The sequence below is a fragment of the Streptomyces hebeiensis genome (assembly GCF_052983195.1).
Genome location: NZ_CM129812.1, coordinates 4,730,376 through 4,744,611, shown reverse-complemented (window position 1 = coordinate 4,744,611; position 14,236 = coordinate 4,730,376). Strand labels below are relative to the sequence as shown.

Annotated in this window: 12 protein-coding genes and 1 tRNA gene; 7 read left to right on the top strand and 6 right to left on the bottom strand. The window is 70.3% G+C overall.

The window, feature by feature from the left end:
- Window positions 1-535: 535 nt before the first annotated feature.
- Together ACU6P3_RS20470 and ACU6P3_RS20465 are read right to left on the bottom strand one after the other, a co-directional pair.
- Window positions 536-928, bottom strand: a complete 393-nt coding sequence (locus tag ACU6P3_RS20470; protein WP_447193552.1) for a type II toxin-antitoxin system VapC family toxin — start codon at window positions 926-928, stop codon at window positions 536-538.
- Window positions 925-1,206 (bottom strand): hypothetical protein, encoded by a 282-nt coding sequence (locus ACU6P3_RS20465; protein ID WP_344278350.1) that lies wholly within the window; start codon window positions 1,204-1,206, stop codon window positions 925-927. Before ACU6P3_RS20465 ends, ACU6P3_RS20470 begins: the two co-directional genes overlap by 4 nt.
- A gap of 163 nt (window positions 1,207-1,369) precedes the next feature.
- On the opposite strand from ACU6P3_RS20465, the gene ACU6P3_RS20460 reads away from it, so the two are divergent.
- Window positions 1,370-1,810, top strand: coding sequence for a hypothetical protein (locus ACU6P3_RS20460; RefSeq protein WP_447193551.1), 441 nt, complete (start codon window positions 1,370-1,372; stop codon window positions 1,808-1,810).
- Window positions 1,811-2,248: 438 nt separating this feature from the next.
- On the opposite strand, the gene ACU6P3_RS20455 is transcribed toward ACU6P3_RS20460, so the two are convergent.
- A complete protein-coding gene (locus ACU6P3_RS20455) occupies window positions 2,249-3,658 on the bottom strand; it encodes a cystathionine beta-synthase (RefSeq protein ID WP_030747493.1) in 1,410 nt (469 codons plus the stop codon).
- Window positions 3,659-3,863: 205 nt separating this feature from the next.
- Between ACU6P3_RS20455 and ACU6P3_RS20450 the strand changes: the two genes are divergently transcribed.
- From ACU6P3_RS20450 to ACU6P3_RS20440, 3 genes are all read left to right on the top strand, one after another.
- Window positions 3,864-4,910, top strand: coding sequence for an SGNH/GDSL hydrolase family protein (locus tag ACU6P3_RS20450; RefSeq protein WP_447197984.1), 1,047 nt, complete (start codon window positions 3,864-3,866; stop codon window positions 4,908-4,910).
- Between the two features lie 445 nt (window positions 4,911-5,355).
- Window positions 5,356-6,576, top strand: coding sequence for an acetyl-CoA C-acetyltransferase (locus ACU6P3_RS20445; RefSeq protein ID WP_447193550.1), 1,221 nt, complete (start codon window positions 5,356-5,358; stop codon window positions 6,574-6,576).
- Window positions 6,577-6,982: 406 nt separating this feature from the next.
- Complete coding sequence (locus tag ACU6P3_RS20440; RefSeq protein WP_447197983.1) at window positions 6,983-8,029, top strand: hypothetical protein; 1,047 nt, start codon at window positions 6,983-6,985, stop codon at window positions 8,027-8,029.
- A 22-nt stretch (window positions 8,030-8,051) separates the two neighbouring features.
- On the opposite strand, the gene ACU6P3_RS20435 is transcribed toward ACU6P3_RS20440, so the two are convergent.
- The gene (locus tag ACU6P3_RS20435; protein ID WP_447193549.1) at window positions 8,052-8,372 is read right to left on the bottom strand and encodes a hypothetical protein; all 321 of its coding nucleotides are present in this window, start codon (window positions 8,370-8,372) and stop codon (window positions 8,052-8,054) included.
- Between the two features lie 100 nt (window positions 8,373-8,472).
- Between ACU6P3_RS20435 and ACU6P3_RS20430 the strand changes: the two genes are divergently transcribed.
- Complete coding sequence (locus ACU6P3_RS20430; protein ID WP_030747508.1) at window positions 8,473-8,703, top strand: DUF4287 domain-containing protein; 231 nt, start codon at window positions 8,473-8,475, stop codon at window positions 8,701-8,703.
- Window positions 8,704-8,858: 155 nt separating this feature from the next.
- Here ACU6P3_RS20430 and ACU6P3_RS20425 read toward each other — a convergent pair whose 3' ends face one another.
- Window positions 8,859-9,740 carry a Bax inhibitor-1/YccA family protein gene (locus tag ACU6P3_RS20425; RefSeq protein WP_344278333.1) on the bottom strand — a complete coding sequence of 294 codons (882 nt, stop codon included), beginning with the start codon at window positions 9,738-9,740 and terminating at the stop codon, window positions 8,859-8,861.
- A 302-nt stretch (window positions 9,741-10,042) separates the two neighbouring features.
- A tRNA-Leu gene (locus tag ACU6P3_RS20420) sits at window positions 10,043-10,127 on the bottom strand.
- Window positions 10,128-10,770: 643 nt separating this feature from the next.
- Here ACU6P3_RS20420 and ACU6P3_RS20415 point away from each other — a divergent pair.
- Window positions 10,771-11,541, top strand: a complete 771-nt coding sequence (locus ACU6P3_RS20415) for an ABC transporter ATP-binding protein (protein ID WP_344278330.1) — start codon at window positions 10,771-10,773, stop codon at window positions 11,539-11,541.
- Window positions 11,542-11,665: 124 nt separating this feature from the next.
- Complete coding sequence (locus ACU6P3_RS20410) at window positions 11,666-14,209, top strand: ABC transporter permease (RefSeq protein WP_447193548.1); 2,544 nt, start codon at window positions 11,666-11,668, stop codon at window positions 14,207-14,209.
- Window positions 14,210-14,236 lie beyond the last annotated feature (27 nt).

Here is a 14,236-nt window from a genome sequence, read left to right as displayed (position 1 = left end):
GTCAGCCGGTGCCATGGCGGTGGCTCTGGCGGCAGCGGTGCCGGGAATCGGCACTGTCGTGCCGGCCGAGGCGACGCAACGTACCGTCGCCGCTCCGGCCGCGGGTACGGCACCGCGAGGAGCCGAGGACAACACGTTCACGTCAGGCACCTCCACCGGTGCTTCGACGACCAACCAACGGCAAGAGGAAGCCGAAGAACGCCGGCCATGCGGTGGGGAAGGACTATCACTTCCATGGGACGCTGAAGCCCGTGAAGCACAACGACCACGTCCAGTTCCAGGACCACATGACGTTCAGGGTGAACGTCGGCGGGAGGCCCGGGACGGGATCGCTCGCCTGGGCGTCTGACGCCAGGGCGAAGAAGTGGCGTCCCGGCCCCGCCCTGCCCGGCCCCCGGCCACGGCCATCCGGCCGTGGCGCGTGCCCTGGACGGCACGGCATGCTGGACGTGCCCACGAAACGGCACCTCGCGCCCGATCCTTCCCAGCACGGCCGCGTAGCGACCTGGCCACGGCCAAAAGGGCTCGGGAGGGCTCAGATCTTGACCACACGCACGCCTGTGCCGCACAGCGCGCCCAGGTCCTCGGGGTCCGAGGTCAGGACGGTGACCGGAGCAGGCGCGTCCAGAGCGGTGGCGGCAACGAGTGCGTCGAGCGCGTACTTGTGACCGTGCAGGCCCGCGCCGGCGAGTAATTTACTCGCGTGGCGGGCGATGAGCTCGGTGGGCGGGATGGCGTTGACGCGCGAAACGGCGTAGTCGAACCGCGCCTGGTTCACCCGGGGGTCGCGTGCCTCCACCAGCGTCACGGAACTGACGACGACACGGATGTCCTCCGCCTCGGCGGCTGCCAGCCACTCGGAGAGCTCGGGCGTAAGCCGCACCAGCGCGGACAATCCCTCGCAGTCCAGGACGAGCGTTCCGCTCACGCGGCGTCCGCCGAGCCGACCGAAGCACCGCGCAGAATCGCCCGCTTGGCGGCGACCGCCGCCTGATCGACCGGCCCGTGCTCGGCCTCCGCGTCCTCGATCAACTCACGCAGCCGGTCCCGCTCCAGTTGCCGCTGAATCAGCGCCTCGACGTACGCGGACATGCCACGCCTTCCGGTGCGCTCCTTGAGAGCAGCGATGGTGCCCTCGTGGAGGGAGACGGACATGGGCCGGGTGGGGCCTTCACCGGGCGCGAAGGAGTCAGTCGAATCAGCCATGCGCCAACTTTAACAGTCGAATTATTATTTGGGTGCCGCCGACGGTTTCGAACCCACGACCGCACGGTCCGAACTTCGGGCCCTGGCCGGTACGGTCGCCGACTGCCCGAGGACTGGGGCTGACCCCAGTGACCTTCACGCGCGCCCTCCCTACCGTTACGGTATGGACGCCCGCGACCCCGAGCTCACGAAGGAGCTCCACGCCACCCTTCAGGCACGCCAGGAGCTGGGGCCGGACTACGAGCCCGCGCTCATCGCGTCGTTTCTGGAGAAGGTCGAGCAACGCATGGACGGTACGGCCGACCGCGAGGTCCGGCGGCAGGCAGCCGAGCGGCGGATGGCCGCTGCCCGGGAGGCGCGGGCGCCGGGCGCCTCGGCGAGGTTCTGGGAGCAGTACGGCTTCGGCGTCGTCTCACTCGCCCTGGCCGTTCCGCTGACCGCGATCGCCGTCACACAGGCCCAGTTGCCCGGGCTGGTCGTCTGCTGGGCCGGCATCGTCGGAATCAACGCCGTCCACGCCTTCCGGGACCGCTTGCCGCGCCAGGGGTGGCCGCCGCGCGAGAGCCGTCGGCCGTCCGACCGCGAGGCGGACAGCGAGGCATGAGGTTCGGTTGGCGGTGAGCGGCCGAGGGGGGAGAGACAGAAGACGGAGAACAGAAGACGCAGAGGAGGCAGTCGCGGGGACCGCCGCACCCCCGTTGCCGGGGGGCGGGACGACGGCGGTCCCCGCGAGGGACACGGTTCCGGGTCAGGGCCGGTTCGCCGTGTCCAGGCGTCCGTGGAGGTCCGGGAGCCGCTCCGGAGGTCCGTGACGCCGACACCCACCAATGTGCCCGACCTGTGTTAAGCGGGTGCTGCGCGGACGTGTCGCGCTCGTACCACTTTCACGAACCCGAGCGACCCCGAGCGGACCGGGGGCCGGAGCGGGACCGGCGGTGGCCGGAGCAGGACCGGCGGTGGCCGGAGCGGGACCGATGTGGGACAGGCGGCGGACAGGCAGCGGCCGGAAGGGCCCCGGAACGGGACCGGGCCCCCGTCGACGCTACTGCCGCGCGCCCCCGGACAGGTCCTTCGAGAGGAACGCCAGCAGATCCTGCCTGCTGACGACGCCCGTCGGCTTCCCCTCCACCAGCACGATCGCCGCGTCCGCCCCGCTCGATCCGCTCAGCGCCGCCATCAGGTCCGCCACCGGCTCGCCCGAGCCGACCTGGGGCAGCGGCGAGGACATGTGCTTCTCCAGCGAATCGCCGAGCGAGGCCCGCTGGGTGAACAGGGCGTCCAGCAGTTCCCGCTCCACGACCGAGCCGATGACCTCCGCCGCCATCACGTCCGGGTGCCCCGCGCCGGGTTTGACGATCGGCATCTGGGAGACGCCGTACTCCCGCAGCACCTCGATCGCCTCGCCGACCGTCTCCTCGGGGTGCATGTGCACGAGCCCGGGGATGCCGCCCTCCTTGTGGCGGAGCACATCGCCCACGCGCGGCGCGTCGCCCCCCTGCTCCAGGAAGCCGTAGTCGTTCATCCACTCGTCGTTGAAGATCTTGCTCAGATAGCCGCGGCCGCTGTCCGGCAGCAGGACGACCACCACGTCCTCCGGCCCCAGTCCCCGCGCGACCTCCAGCGCCGCCACGACCGCCATCCCGCACGAGCCGCCGACCAGCAGGCCCTCCTCCTTGGCCAGCCGGCGGGTCATCCGGAAGGAGTCCTTGTCGGACACGGCGACGATCTCGTCCGTCACCGTACGGTCGTAGGCCGTCGGCCAGAAGTCCTCGCCGACGCCCTCCACCAGGTACGGCCGTCCCGAACCGCCCGAGTACACCGAGCCCTCGGGGTCCGCGCCGACGATCCGCACCCGCCCGTCGCTGACCTCCTTCAGGTACCGGCCGGTGCCCGAGATCGTGCCGCCCGTGCCGATGCCCGCCACGAAATGGGTGATCTTCCCGGCCGTCTGCTCCCACAGTTCGGGGCCGGTCGTCTCGTAGTGCGAGCGCGGGTTGTTCGGGTTGCTGTACTGGTCGGGCTTCCAGGCGCCGGGGGTCTCGCGCACCAGCCGGTCAGAGACGTTGTAGTACGAGTCCGGGTGCTCCGGATCGACCGCCGTCGGGCAGACGACAACCTCGGCGCCGTACGCCCGCAGCACATTGATCTTGTCCGTGGAGACCTTGTCCGGGCAGACGAAGACGCACTTGTAGCCCTTCTGCTGGGCCACGATCGCCAGGCCGACACCCGTGTTGCCGCTCGTCGGCTCCACGATCGTGCCGCCCGGCTCGAGCTCCCCGCTCTGCTCGGCCGCCTCGATCATGCGCAGCGCGATCCGGTCCTTGACCGAACCGCCGGGGTTGAAGTATTCGACCTTCGCCAGGACTGTCGCCTGAATGCCCGCTGTCACGCTGTTCAGCTTCAGCAGCGGGGTATTGCCAACCAGACTGATCATCGAGTCGTGGAATTGCACCGTTGTCTCCGGGGTCTCCGTGATGGTCCGGCCAGCGTATGCGCCCGGGGCCGAGATTGGGCGATGCCCGGTTCGGGGCACTTAGCTGGTGTACGCGCTCGGTGGCCGTGCGTACGGCCCCGGCCGACGGCCGGGGCCGTGACGCGGACGGGACAGACAGGGCAGATGAGGCGGAGGAGGTGCTCGGACTGTGTCAAGGGCGAGGGTGGCACGGCGGATCGCCGCAGGCGCGGCCTACGGCGGCGGGAGCATCGGCCTGCTGGGAGCGGCGGGCGTCGGGCTCCTGCTGGCGGAGGTCCAGCTGGCGAAGCGGACGGTCGGCAACGGGATCGCTCCCCTGCCGCCGAGCGGTGACGGCTGGTACGGGCTGGCCTACGGGCGCTCCGAGCCGATCCGGCTGGGCATGCTCGGCGATTCGACGGCGGCGGGGCAGGGCGTACGGCGAGTGGGACAGACGCCCGGCGCGCTGCTCGCCTCCGGGCTCGCGGCGGTCGCGGAGCGCCCGGTGGAACTGCGGAACGTGGCATTGCCCGGCGCCAAGTCCGACGACCTGGACCGCCAGGTGACGCTGGTGCTGACCGACCCCGCCCGGCCGCCGGACGTCTGCGTGATCATGATCGGCGCGAACGACGTCACGCACCGGATGACCGCCACCCGGTCCGTGCGCTGTCTCGCGGCGGCGGTGCGGCGGCTGCGTACGGCTGGGGCGGAGGTGGTGGTCGGCACCTGCCCGGATCTCGGCACGATCGAGCCGGTCTACCAGCCCTTGCGCTGGCTGGCCCGCCGGGTGAGCCGACAGCTGGCGGCGGCCCAGACGATCGTCGCGGTCGAGCAGGGCGCCCGTACGGTCTCGCTGGGCGACCTGCTGGGCCCGGAGTTCGCCGCGAACCCGCGGGAGCTGTTCGGCCCGGACAACTACCACCCGTCGGCCGAGGGGTACGCGACGGCCGCGATGGCGGTCCTGCCGACGCTGTGCGCGGTGCTCAACCTGTGGCCCGAGACGGACCGGCTGGACGTCTCCCGCGACGAGGACGTGCTGCCGGTGGCCCAGGCGGCCTCGGCCGCGGCGTCCGAGGCGGGCACGGAGGTCACGGGCGTCCGCGCCCCCTGGGCCCTGCTCAAGCACCGGCGCCGGCGCCACCTGCCGACGGCCGCGGAGGAAGCGACGCCGGAGGAGATCCACCCGGACGAGGTACGCGCGGGAGGCACCGGCACCGACGACCTCTCCCGCCCTGCCCCGGCCGGCGAATGAGCCGGGGGCCGGGGCGCCCGACACGCCCCGGCCAGGCACGTCCACCGGCGAGCGGCCGCAGGCCGGGGTGCCCGATACGTCCGGGCCGGGCACGTCCGCCGGCGAGTGAGCCGAAGGGGGCGCGGCCGCTGTCGAAAGGGAGAGCGCGCGGAGGTTTGTGAGGTACGAGCAAACCGAGCACGGTCGACCGTCGACAGGGGGCTTGAAGCGCCCCCGGAGGCGAACCGAGCCCCAAAACAGAGGCCGCGCGGCGGTCACCGGAACGCCCCGCCCGACATCGGGGGTTTCCCAGCCGCCACCCGGCACCCCCGCCCCGGAGGCGAACCGAGCCCTCAAAAAAGTGAATCCCGCGTCACATGGCCACCCAGGTGACCTCCACGCTACGTATGGGTAACTTCCTGTTCGGTACTGCCCGCACCGTCTGTCCCCGCCCTTTGGAGCCGTAATGCCCGAAGCCGTGATCGTCTCTGCCGCCCGTTCGCCCATCGGGCGGGCCTTCAAGGGCTCGCTCAAGGAGCTGCGGCCCGACGACCTGACCGCCACGGTCGTCCAGGCCGCGCTGGCGAAGATCCCCGAACTCGACCCGCGCGACATCGACGACCTGATGCTCGGCTGCGGCCTGCCCGGCGGGGAGCAGGGGCACAACCTGGGCCGGATCGTCGCCGTACAGCTGGGAATGGACCACCTCCCCGGGTGCACCCTCACCCGGTACTGTTCCTCGTCGCTCCAGACCTCCCGGATGGCACTGCACGCCATCAAGGCCGGCGAGGGTGACGTGTTCATCTCCGCGGGCGTGGAGACGGTCTCCCGGTCCGTGAACGGAAGCTCGGACGGTATGCCCGGCACCCACAACCCGCTCTTCGCGGACGCCGAGGCCCGTACGGCCGCCGTCGCGGCGAGCGAGGGCGGCGGCTGGCACGACCCCCGCGAAGACGGCCTCGTGCCCGACGCCTACATCGCGATGGGCCAGACCGCCGAGAACCTGGCCCGCTTCAAGGGCGTCACACGCCAGGAGATGGACGAGTTCGGCGTACGGTCGCAGAACCTCGCCGAGGAGGCCCTCAAGAACGGTTTCTGGCAGCGCGAGATCACGCCCGTCACATTGGCGGACGGCACGGTCGTCACGAAGGACGACGGCCCGCGCCCGGGCGTCACGATGGAAGGCGTCCAGAGCCTGAAGCCCGTCTTCCGTCCCGACGGCCTGGTCACGGCGGGCAACTGCTGCCCGCTCAACGACGGTGCGGCCGCGCTGGTGATCATGTCCGACGCCAAGGCGCGCGAGCTGGGCCTGACCCCGCTGGCCCGGATCGTCTCCACGGGGGTGACCGCACTGCCCCCGGAGATCATGGGGTACGGCCCGGTCGAGGCCAGCAAGCAGGCGCTCGCGCGGGCCGGGCTGACGATCGACGACATCGACCTGGTCGAGATCAACGAGGCGTTCGCCGCCCAGGTCATCCCCTCCTACCGGGATCTCGGCGTCCCGCTGGAGAAGCTGAACGTCAACGGCGGCGCGATCGCCGTCGGCCACCCCTTCGGCATGACGGGTGCCCGGATCACGGGAACACTGATCAACAGCCTTCAGTTCCACGACAAGCAGTTCGGTCTGGAGACGATGTGCGTGGGCGGCGGCCAGGGCATGGCGATGGTGATCGAGCGACTGAGCTGATCCGGTGCGACCGGATCGAGCCCCGGCCACGCGACCGAGTCGAACACACCCGGCCGAGTCGACCACGACCGAGTTGGCCCGGCCGAGTCGACCACGGCCGAGCCGCCATCGACCGAGTTGGGACCGAGGGAATTACGCCTCTCCATGACGGAGCGTGTTTCACACGACACGGAAAAGCGACAGCACGCTCCCTCGATCCCCAGTTGTGACTGAATCTCCCCCAGGATGTGACCTATCTCCGGGGGAGATTCGTTTATCGAGGTCAGAGCTTTGTGAGCGGTTTTCCCCGGGCCTAAAGACCCACCCATTTCATGACGTAATGCACTGCCGATCGGACCGAGCCCGCGACAAGCTGAGGTAGGAAGTCGGGGGTATCGATTGGAATCGGGAGTAGTCAGTGAGCGCCATGCCTCTTGCCCTGCTGCTGACCACGGTCACCGCCACGGCCGTGGGTGTCGCCGCCCTGCACGCCGCCCACGCGCTCCGCAAGCAGGTAAGCGCACTGCGTGACGAACTGGCCGTGGCCTACCCCGTCGGCGCCACCGCTTCCGTGCCGCACGCCAGAAGCGGCACCGCCGCCACCCACACCGACGACATACGCACCGCCGTGGCCGAGGCCCTCGCCGAGGAGCGCGAGCGGGAGCTGGCCGAGGCGCGCGCGTTCTGGGCCGCGCAGGAGGCCCGGGACGCGGCCGACGCCCCGTCGGCGCTGGGCGGGCCGACCGGTTTCGACACCGGGGACGGGGCGTTCTACGTACCGCGCCAGGCCGACTTCGTCGGACTGGAGCCGCTGGAGCCCCTGGATTCGCTCGATTCTCTGGATTCCTTCCGTTCCCTCGACTCCCGCGACTCCCTGGAGTCTCTGGAATCCGTGGAGTCTCTGGAATCTCTGGAAGCCCTCGAGTCTCTTGATTCCCTTGATGCCCTCGACTCCCTGGGCTCAAAGGAATCCCTGCGGTATCTGGACTCTCTCGATTCCCCGGAGCGGCTGGATCACGACGGCCTCACGAACCACCCGGACGCCGAGGACTCGCCCGAACTGGCCGCCGCCCGCCGTCGGCATCCGTCACACCCGGACTTCGTACCGGTACGGACGCCGGTCGTCACCGACCACGAGCGGACCGTGGCCCGGCTGGAGGAGCTCGCCGGGACCCGCACGGAGCTCTCCGACGTCCGCCCGGGGCCGCTGGGCACGCTCGACGTCTACGTCTTCGCCGACGGCACGACGCTGTGCATGACGCCCGGCCACCGGGAGACCGCCGAGCGGCTCGCCGGGGCGCTGCGCGCGGGGGAGGCGCCGTTCCTGCTGGGCGGGTCGGGCGTCTCGGGCGCGTACACCCTGACGTTCTCGTACGGCGGCGACGACCGCGGTGGCGCCCGCAGCGGTGACAACAAGGCGGGGGCCGCCGAGCACGTCTACATCCTCGCGGACCGCGTCATCGCCTCGCTCTGAGCCCGGAAGCCTCACGCGCCCGTCAGAGATCCGCCGTCGCCGCGGCTCGCTCCACCAACGCCACGGCCTCGTCCAGTTCCCCCGAGGACGGAGCCGTCCGCAGCGCCTCCGCCAGGTCGGCCGCCGCGACCGTCAACTGGTCCGCGATCGCGAACACTCCCGCGTCCGGCATGAGGCGCGGTTCCTCGTCCGGGGCGTCCAGGCGCTGGGCCCGTACGGACAGCTCACGCGCCAGCTCCAGCGCCTCGGCCGCCGCACCTCGCTGGAGGCGGCTCTGCGGGGCGGCCCGCAGGCGGTCGGCGAATCGGTCCACTGCGGCCGTCAGAGGCGTCGTATCGAGCACCGCCCGACCCTATCCGCCCGCCCCCCGACTGTTGCCAACGGCTCCGCACTGCGGCACGGTGGCTTGAAGGATTAGCACGCGCAAGCGTCCGGAGGCGCCGATGTCCCTTGTCTTCTCCGAAGAGACCCATCGCAACCTGCTCTCCCGCATCCCCCAGTGCACCGGTCGTGAAGTGTCCGACTGGCTTCGCACCGTCGAAGAAGGCCCGTCCCTCTTCCGCTTCGAGGAGAAGGTCAGCTGGCTCAGGAGCGAGTACGACCTCGCGTACGGACACGCCAAGGCGATCGTCCACGAGTACGACCTGCGCCGGGCGGCCCGCCGCCTGCACTGAGCCCCAAAAAAATCCAACCCACGGCACATCGGATCCGACAACCCGACAATGCGGAAGGGGTCCGCGGGCTCACTGCCCGCGGACCCCTTCCGCGTTTACCGCTCACCGCTCACCGCGTCATACCGCTACGCGCGTGCGGTGTCGCGTCTGTCGCGTCAGTCGTTGCCTTGCAGGATCGACAGCACCCGCAGCATCTCCAGGTAGATCCACACCAGCGTCAGCGTGAGCCCGAAGGCCGCCAGCCAGGACTCCTCGCGCGGCGCGCCGAACGCGATGCCGTCCTCGACCTGCTTGAAGTCCAGCGCCAGGAAGCACGCGCCGAGGATGATGCCGATGACACCGAAGAGGATGCCGAGGCCACCGCTGCGGAAGCCGAGGCCGTCACCGCCGCCGAAGACGCTGAAGAGCAGGTTGACGACCATCAGGAGCACGAAGCCCATGGCCGCGGCCATCACGAAGCCGTAGAAGCGCCGCGTGACACGGATCCACCGCATCTTGTACGCGATGAGCACACCGGCGAACACCGCCATCGTGCCCAGCACCGCCTGGATGACCACACCCGGGGCGATGTACGTGCTGACAGCGCTGCTGATCACACCGAGGAAGACACCCTCGAAGGCGGCGTACGCCAGGATCAGCGCCGGGGACGGCTTGCGCTTGAAGGACTGGACCAGCGAGAGGACCAGCGCGACCAGCGCGGCACCGATGGCGATGCCGTACGACTTGCCGACGTTGGCCGGGTCGACCGGCAGCAGCACCCATGAGAGGACTGCCGTCAGCACGACCGTGCCGAGCGTCATGCCCGTACGGGTCACGACGTCGTCGATCGTCATGGCCCCCGACCGGGCGGGCGCCTGCGGGCCGGCACCGAACTGCGTACCCTGCTGCTGGGCGTACGGGTCGGTGGCGTAGGGGTTGGTCGCGTACGGATTGGTCGCTACAGCGGGGCCCCCGGCCTGCGGCGCCGCGTTGAAGCCCGCGTGGCCGTTGTCGCGGCTGAAGCCCCGTCGCGAGAAGACCGGGTTACTGCTCCTCATCTCACTCCTCCATGGCCGCCCTGCGCGGCCTTGCGTCAAGAGTAATAGGCAAGCAAAGACTACGCTCTAGTGCTGAGGGAGGATCTTTCCGGGACTGCGACGTTTCACGGCGTGGCATATGTCACATTCTCGTGCCCACATGCGCCCCCGCCCTCGCCGGCCACGGCGCCTCCGGCTCGCCTCCCTGGTGCCCGGCTTCGCGTAGAGAGCACCTGCCCGATCCGGACACGGGGCGCGAGGAACTTGCGGTCAGGAGGGGCTCACGACGTCCGTCTGTTGGCCCGTCAGCTATGCGTCGAGAGTGGTGCCCGGAACCGGACTTGAACCGGTACGCCCCGAGGGGCAGCGAGGTTTAAGCTCGCCGTGTCTGCATTCCACCATCCGGGCAGGGCACGCGACGCCGCGTTGGCACACGAGCCTATCGGGACACACCACTCGAACAGCCGAGCAACAACCCGATGTTGTCTTATTTTATTGACGTCTGAGGGTGCGTCAGCACAGGGAGCGGGCCATCGGCACATGCCGGGCGCGGATGGGCATCCGTACCGAGGTCCGCAGGAATGACGAAAAGTCGTCGTCCGATTACTCAGGTGACACGAGCATGCAAGCGTCGCGCGCGGCGACGGCCGGTCGGACTGGGGCCCTGGCGGGCTCGGCCGGCTCTCCGGAACCGAGGTCCCCCGTAGGGGGCGGGGGCGACGGCGGGACACCGGCGGCCCCGGGCGCGCAGGACTCGCATCGCAGAACTCGCATCGCGGGGTGCGCATCGCCGGGCGCGCGGCGCCGGAAGAGCCGCCGCCGGGCCGGGCGCCGGGCCGCGAGGCCGGGGCACCGACCGCGACGGTACCTCCGTCCGGGCATACCGAGGGGGGAGCGGTCTCGGGGACGGTGTCATACCGCAGGAGGACAACGGGTCGGGTCCGTCAGCCCGAAGAGGGCCCCGGGAACCGACAACGGGACGGACGCCCCACGGTGGTAACGGCCGTGAGGATGGAGGAGTTCCCAACCACGTCCGACAGGAGTTGTCCCCGTGACCACCACCCCGCTCGCGTACCAAGCAACCGCCGTGGCCGCCCGCGCCACCGACCTCTCCAAGGTCTACGGGCAGGGCGAGACCCAGGTGGTCGCCCTCGACCGGGTCAGCGTGGACTTCCGCCAGGGCGAGTTCACCGCGATCATGGGCCCCTCCGGCTCCGGCAAGTCCACGCTGATGCACTGCGTCGCCGGGCTGGACAGCTTCAGCAGCGGCTCCGCGCGCATCGGTGACACCGAGCTCTCCACCCTGAAGGACAAGCAGCTGACGCAGCTGCGCCGGGACAAGATCGGCTTCATCTTCCAGGCGTTCAACCTGCTGCCCACGCTGACGGCCCTGGAGAACATCACGCTCCCCATGGACATCGCGGGCCGCAAACCCGACCAGCAGTGGCTCAACCGGATCATCGACCTGATCGGCCTCTCCGGCCGCCTCGGCCACCGACCCACCCAGCTCTCCGGCGGTCAGCAGCAGCGCGTCGCCGTCGCCCGCGCGCTGGCCTCGCAGCCGGAAATCATCTTCGGTGACGAGCCGACAGGAAACCTCGACTCGCGCTCCGGCGCGGAGGTGCTGGGCTTCCTTCGCAACTCTGTTCGGGAGCTTGGTCAGACGGTCGTCATGGTGACGCACGACCCGGCGGCCGCCTCCTACGCGGACCGTGTGATCTTCCTCGCCGACGGCCGGATCGTCGACGAGATGCTCAACCCGACCGCCGACGGCGTGCTGGACCGCATGAAGGCGTTCGACGCCAAGGGCCGCACCAGCTGATCCGGGGCCGTCGGCGTACGCCCCGGACCCGCGCCGCGCGAACCGACGGCCCGAGGCCGGCCGCCCGCCCTCCCTCTCTTCCGCCCGGCCACCGCTCCGGGCGCCTTCCACCAGGACTTCCACCATGTTCCGTACCGCCCTGCGCAATGTGCTCGCGCACAAGGCCAGGCTGCTGATGACCGTCCTCGCCGTCCTGCTCGGCGTGGCCTTCGTCTCCGGCACCCTGGTCTTCACCGACACCCTCGGCAACGCCTTCCACAAGCAGTCGGCCAAGAACTACGACGACGTGGCCGTCAGCATCGACGTCTTCGACACGAGCCACAGCGACGACCCGGAGGAGCGCAAGCTCCCCTCCGGCCTGGACGACAAGACCCTCGACAAACTCGGCGCCCTCGACGGGGTCGCCTCGGTCACCCCGCGCGTCACCGGCTTCGCCGGGGTCGCCGACGCCAACGGCAAGCTGATCGGCACCGAGTGGGCCACCAAAGGTGGCAACTTCCAGCCCGGCGAGGACGGCAAGGACCGCGACTACACCTTCACCGACGGGACCGGTCCCACCCGAGCCGGCCAGATCGCGCTCGACAAGGCGACGGCGGCGAAGGGCGGGTACGAGGTCGGTGACCGCGTGCGCGTCGCCGCCGACGGAACAGCACGTGAGTACACCCTCGCCGGCATCTTCACCACCGAGGACGGCGAGGTGAACGCGGGCGGCACCCTGACCCTCTTCGACACCGCGACCGCCCAGAAGCTGTACCGGGGGCCGGGCCTCTTCGGCACCGCCACGCTCAGCGCCGACGCCGGCGCCTCCCAGGAGAAGATCCTCCGCGAGACCGAGAAGATCCTGCCTGCGAACGCCGAGGCCGAGACCGGTCAGGAGCTCGCCGCCAAGCAGGCGAAGGCGATCGAGACACAGCTCTCCAGCCTCAACCAGATGCTGCTGGCGTTCGCCGCCATCGCCCTGTTCGTCGGCGTCTTCCTCATCTCCAACACCTTCACCATGCTGGTCGCCCAGCGCACCAAGGAACTGGCACTGATGCGCGCCGTCGGCGCCTCCCGCCGCCAGGTCAAGCGTTCGGTGCTGATCGAGGCCGCGGTGGTCGGCGTGTTCGCCTCCGTGGCCGGCTTCGCCGGCGGGATCGGGCTCGCGGTCGCCCTCCGCTCCGCCATGGGCCTGACCGGCGCGAAGATCCCCGCGGGCCCGCTGGTCGTCTCGCCCACCGCGGTCGGCGCCGCCTTCGCCGTCGGTGTGCTGATCACCGTGTTCGCCGCCTGGCTGCCCGCCCGGCGCGCCGCGAAGATCCCGCCGGTGGCGGCGATGAGCAGCGTGCACGCCGTCGCGACCACCAAGTCGCTGGTCGTGCGGAACTCCATCGGCGGGATCCTGACCCTGCTCGGCGCCGGGGCCATCGTCGCCGGTGCCGCGACCGGCTCCGACGGGCGCATCGTGATCGGCGCGGGCGCCTTCCTGGCGATGGTCGGCGTCATCATCCTGATCCCGCTGCTCTCCCGGCCGGTGATCGCGCTCGTACGGCCGCTGCTGATCGGCGTCTTCGGGGTGTCCGGCAAGCTGGCGGGGCTGAACGCGGTCCGCAATCCGCGACGTACCGGGGCCACCGCCTCCGCGCTGGCCATCGGGCTCACGCTCGTCACCGGCCTCTCGGTCCTCGGTGTCACGATCGGCCAGGCGGTCGACAAGGCGACCACGGCCAATATCAAGGCCGACTACATGCTGACGATGGCGGGGGCCGAGTCCTTCAGCCCGGAGTCACTGCGGGCGCTGGAGAAGGCATCCGTCGTGACCGCCGTCTCGCCGCAGCTGTCCGTCTCGCTGACGGTCAAGGACGATTGGGTCGCGGGTTCCGCGGTCACCCCGAACGACGTCGACCAGGTCCTGAACATCAAGACGGTCTCCGGTTCGACGAAGACCCTCGCGGAGGGCGGGATAGCCGTCGCCGAGAAGACGGCCGAGTCCAAGAAGTGGAAGGTCGGGGACACCCTTCCGGTCACCTTCGACGACGGGAAGAAGGCCGATCTGAAGGTCGGGGCGATCTACGAGGACAACGAACTGCTCTCCCCCGTCACGATGTCCACGGAGCTGGCCCGGCCGCACGAGCCCGACGCGTACATCCGTGACATGCTGGTCAAGACCGACGGCGGCGCGAGCGACGCCAACGAGCAGGCCCTGGTGGACGCCCTGGGCAAGAACCCCGCCGTCACCATCATGGACCACGACGCCATCAGGAACGCGTACAGCGGATTCATCAACACCGCGCTCTACATCATGTACGGCCTGCTCGCGATGGCCCTGATCATCGCGGTCCTCGGAGTCGTCAACACCCTGGCGATGTCCGTCTTCGAACGGCAGCAGGAGATCGGCATGCTGCGGGCGATCGGCCTGGACCGCACCAAGGTGAAGCGGACCATCCGGCTGGAGGCCGTGGTGATCTCGGTCTTCGGCGCGGTGGTCGGTGTGGCCCTGGGCACCTTCCTGGCCTGGGCGATCGGCGAGACCATCAAGTCGTCCATCCCGGGCTACGCGCTGGTCCTCCCCTGGGACCGGATCGCGCTCTTCCTGGTGCTGGCCGGACTGGTCGGCGTGCTCGCCGCCCTGTGGCCGGCCCGCAGCGCCGCCAAGCTGAACATGCTGACGGCGATCAAGACGGAGTAGCCGGCCGTCGAGATGACGGCGTGACCT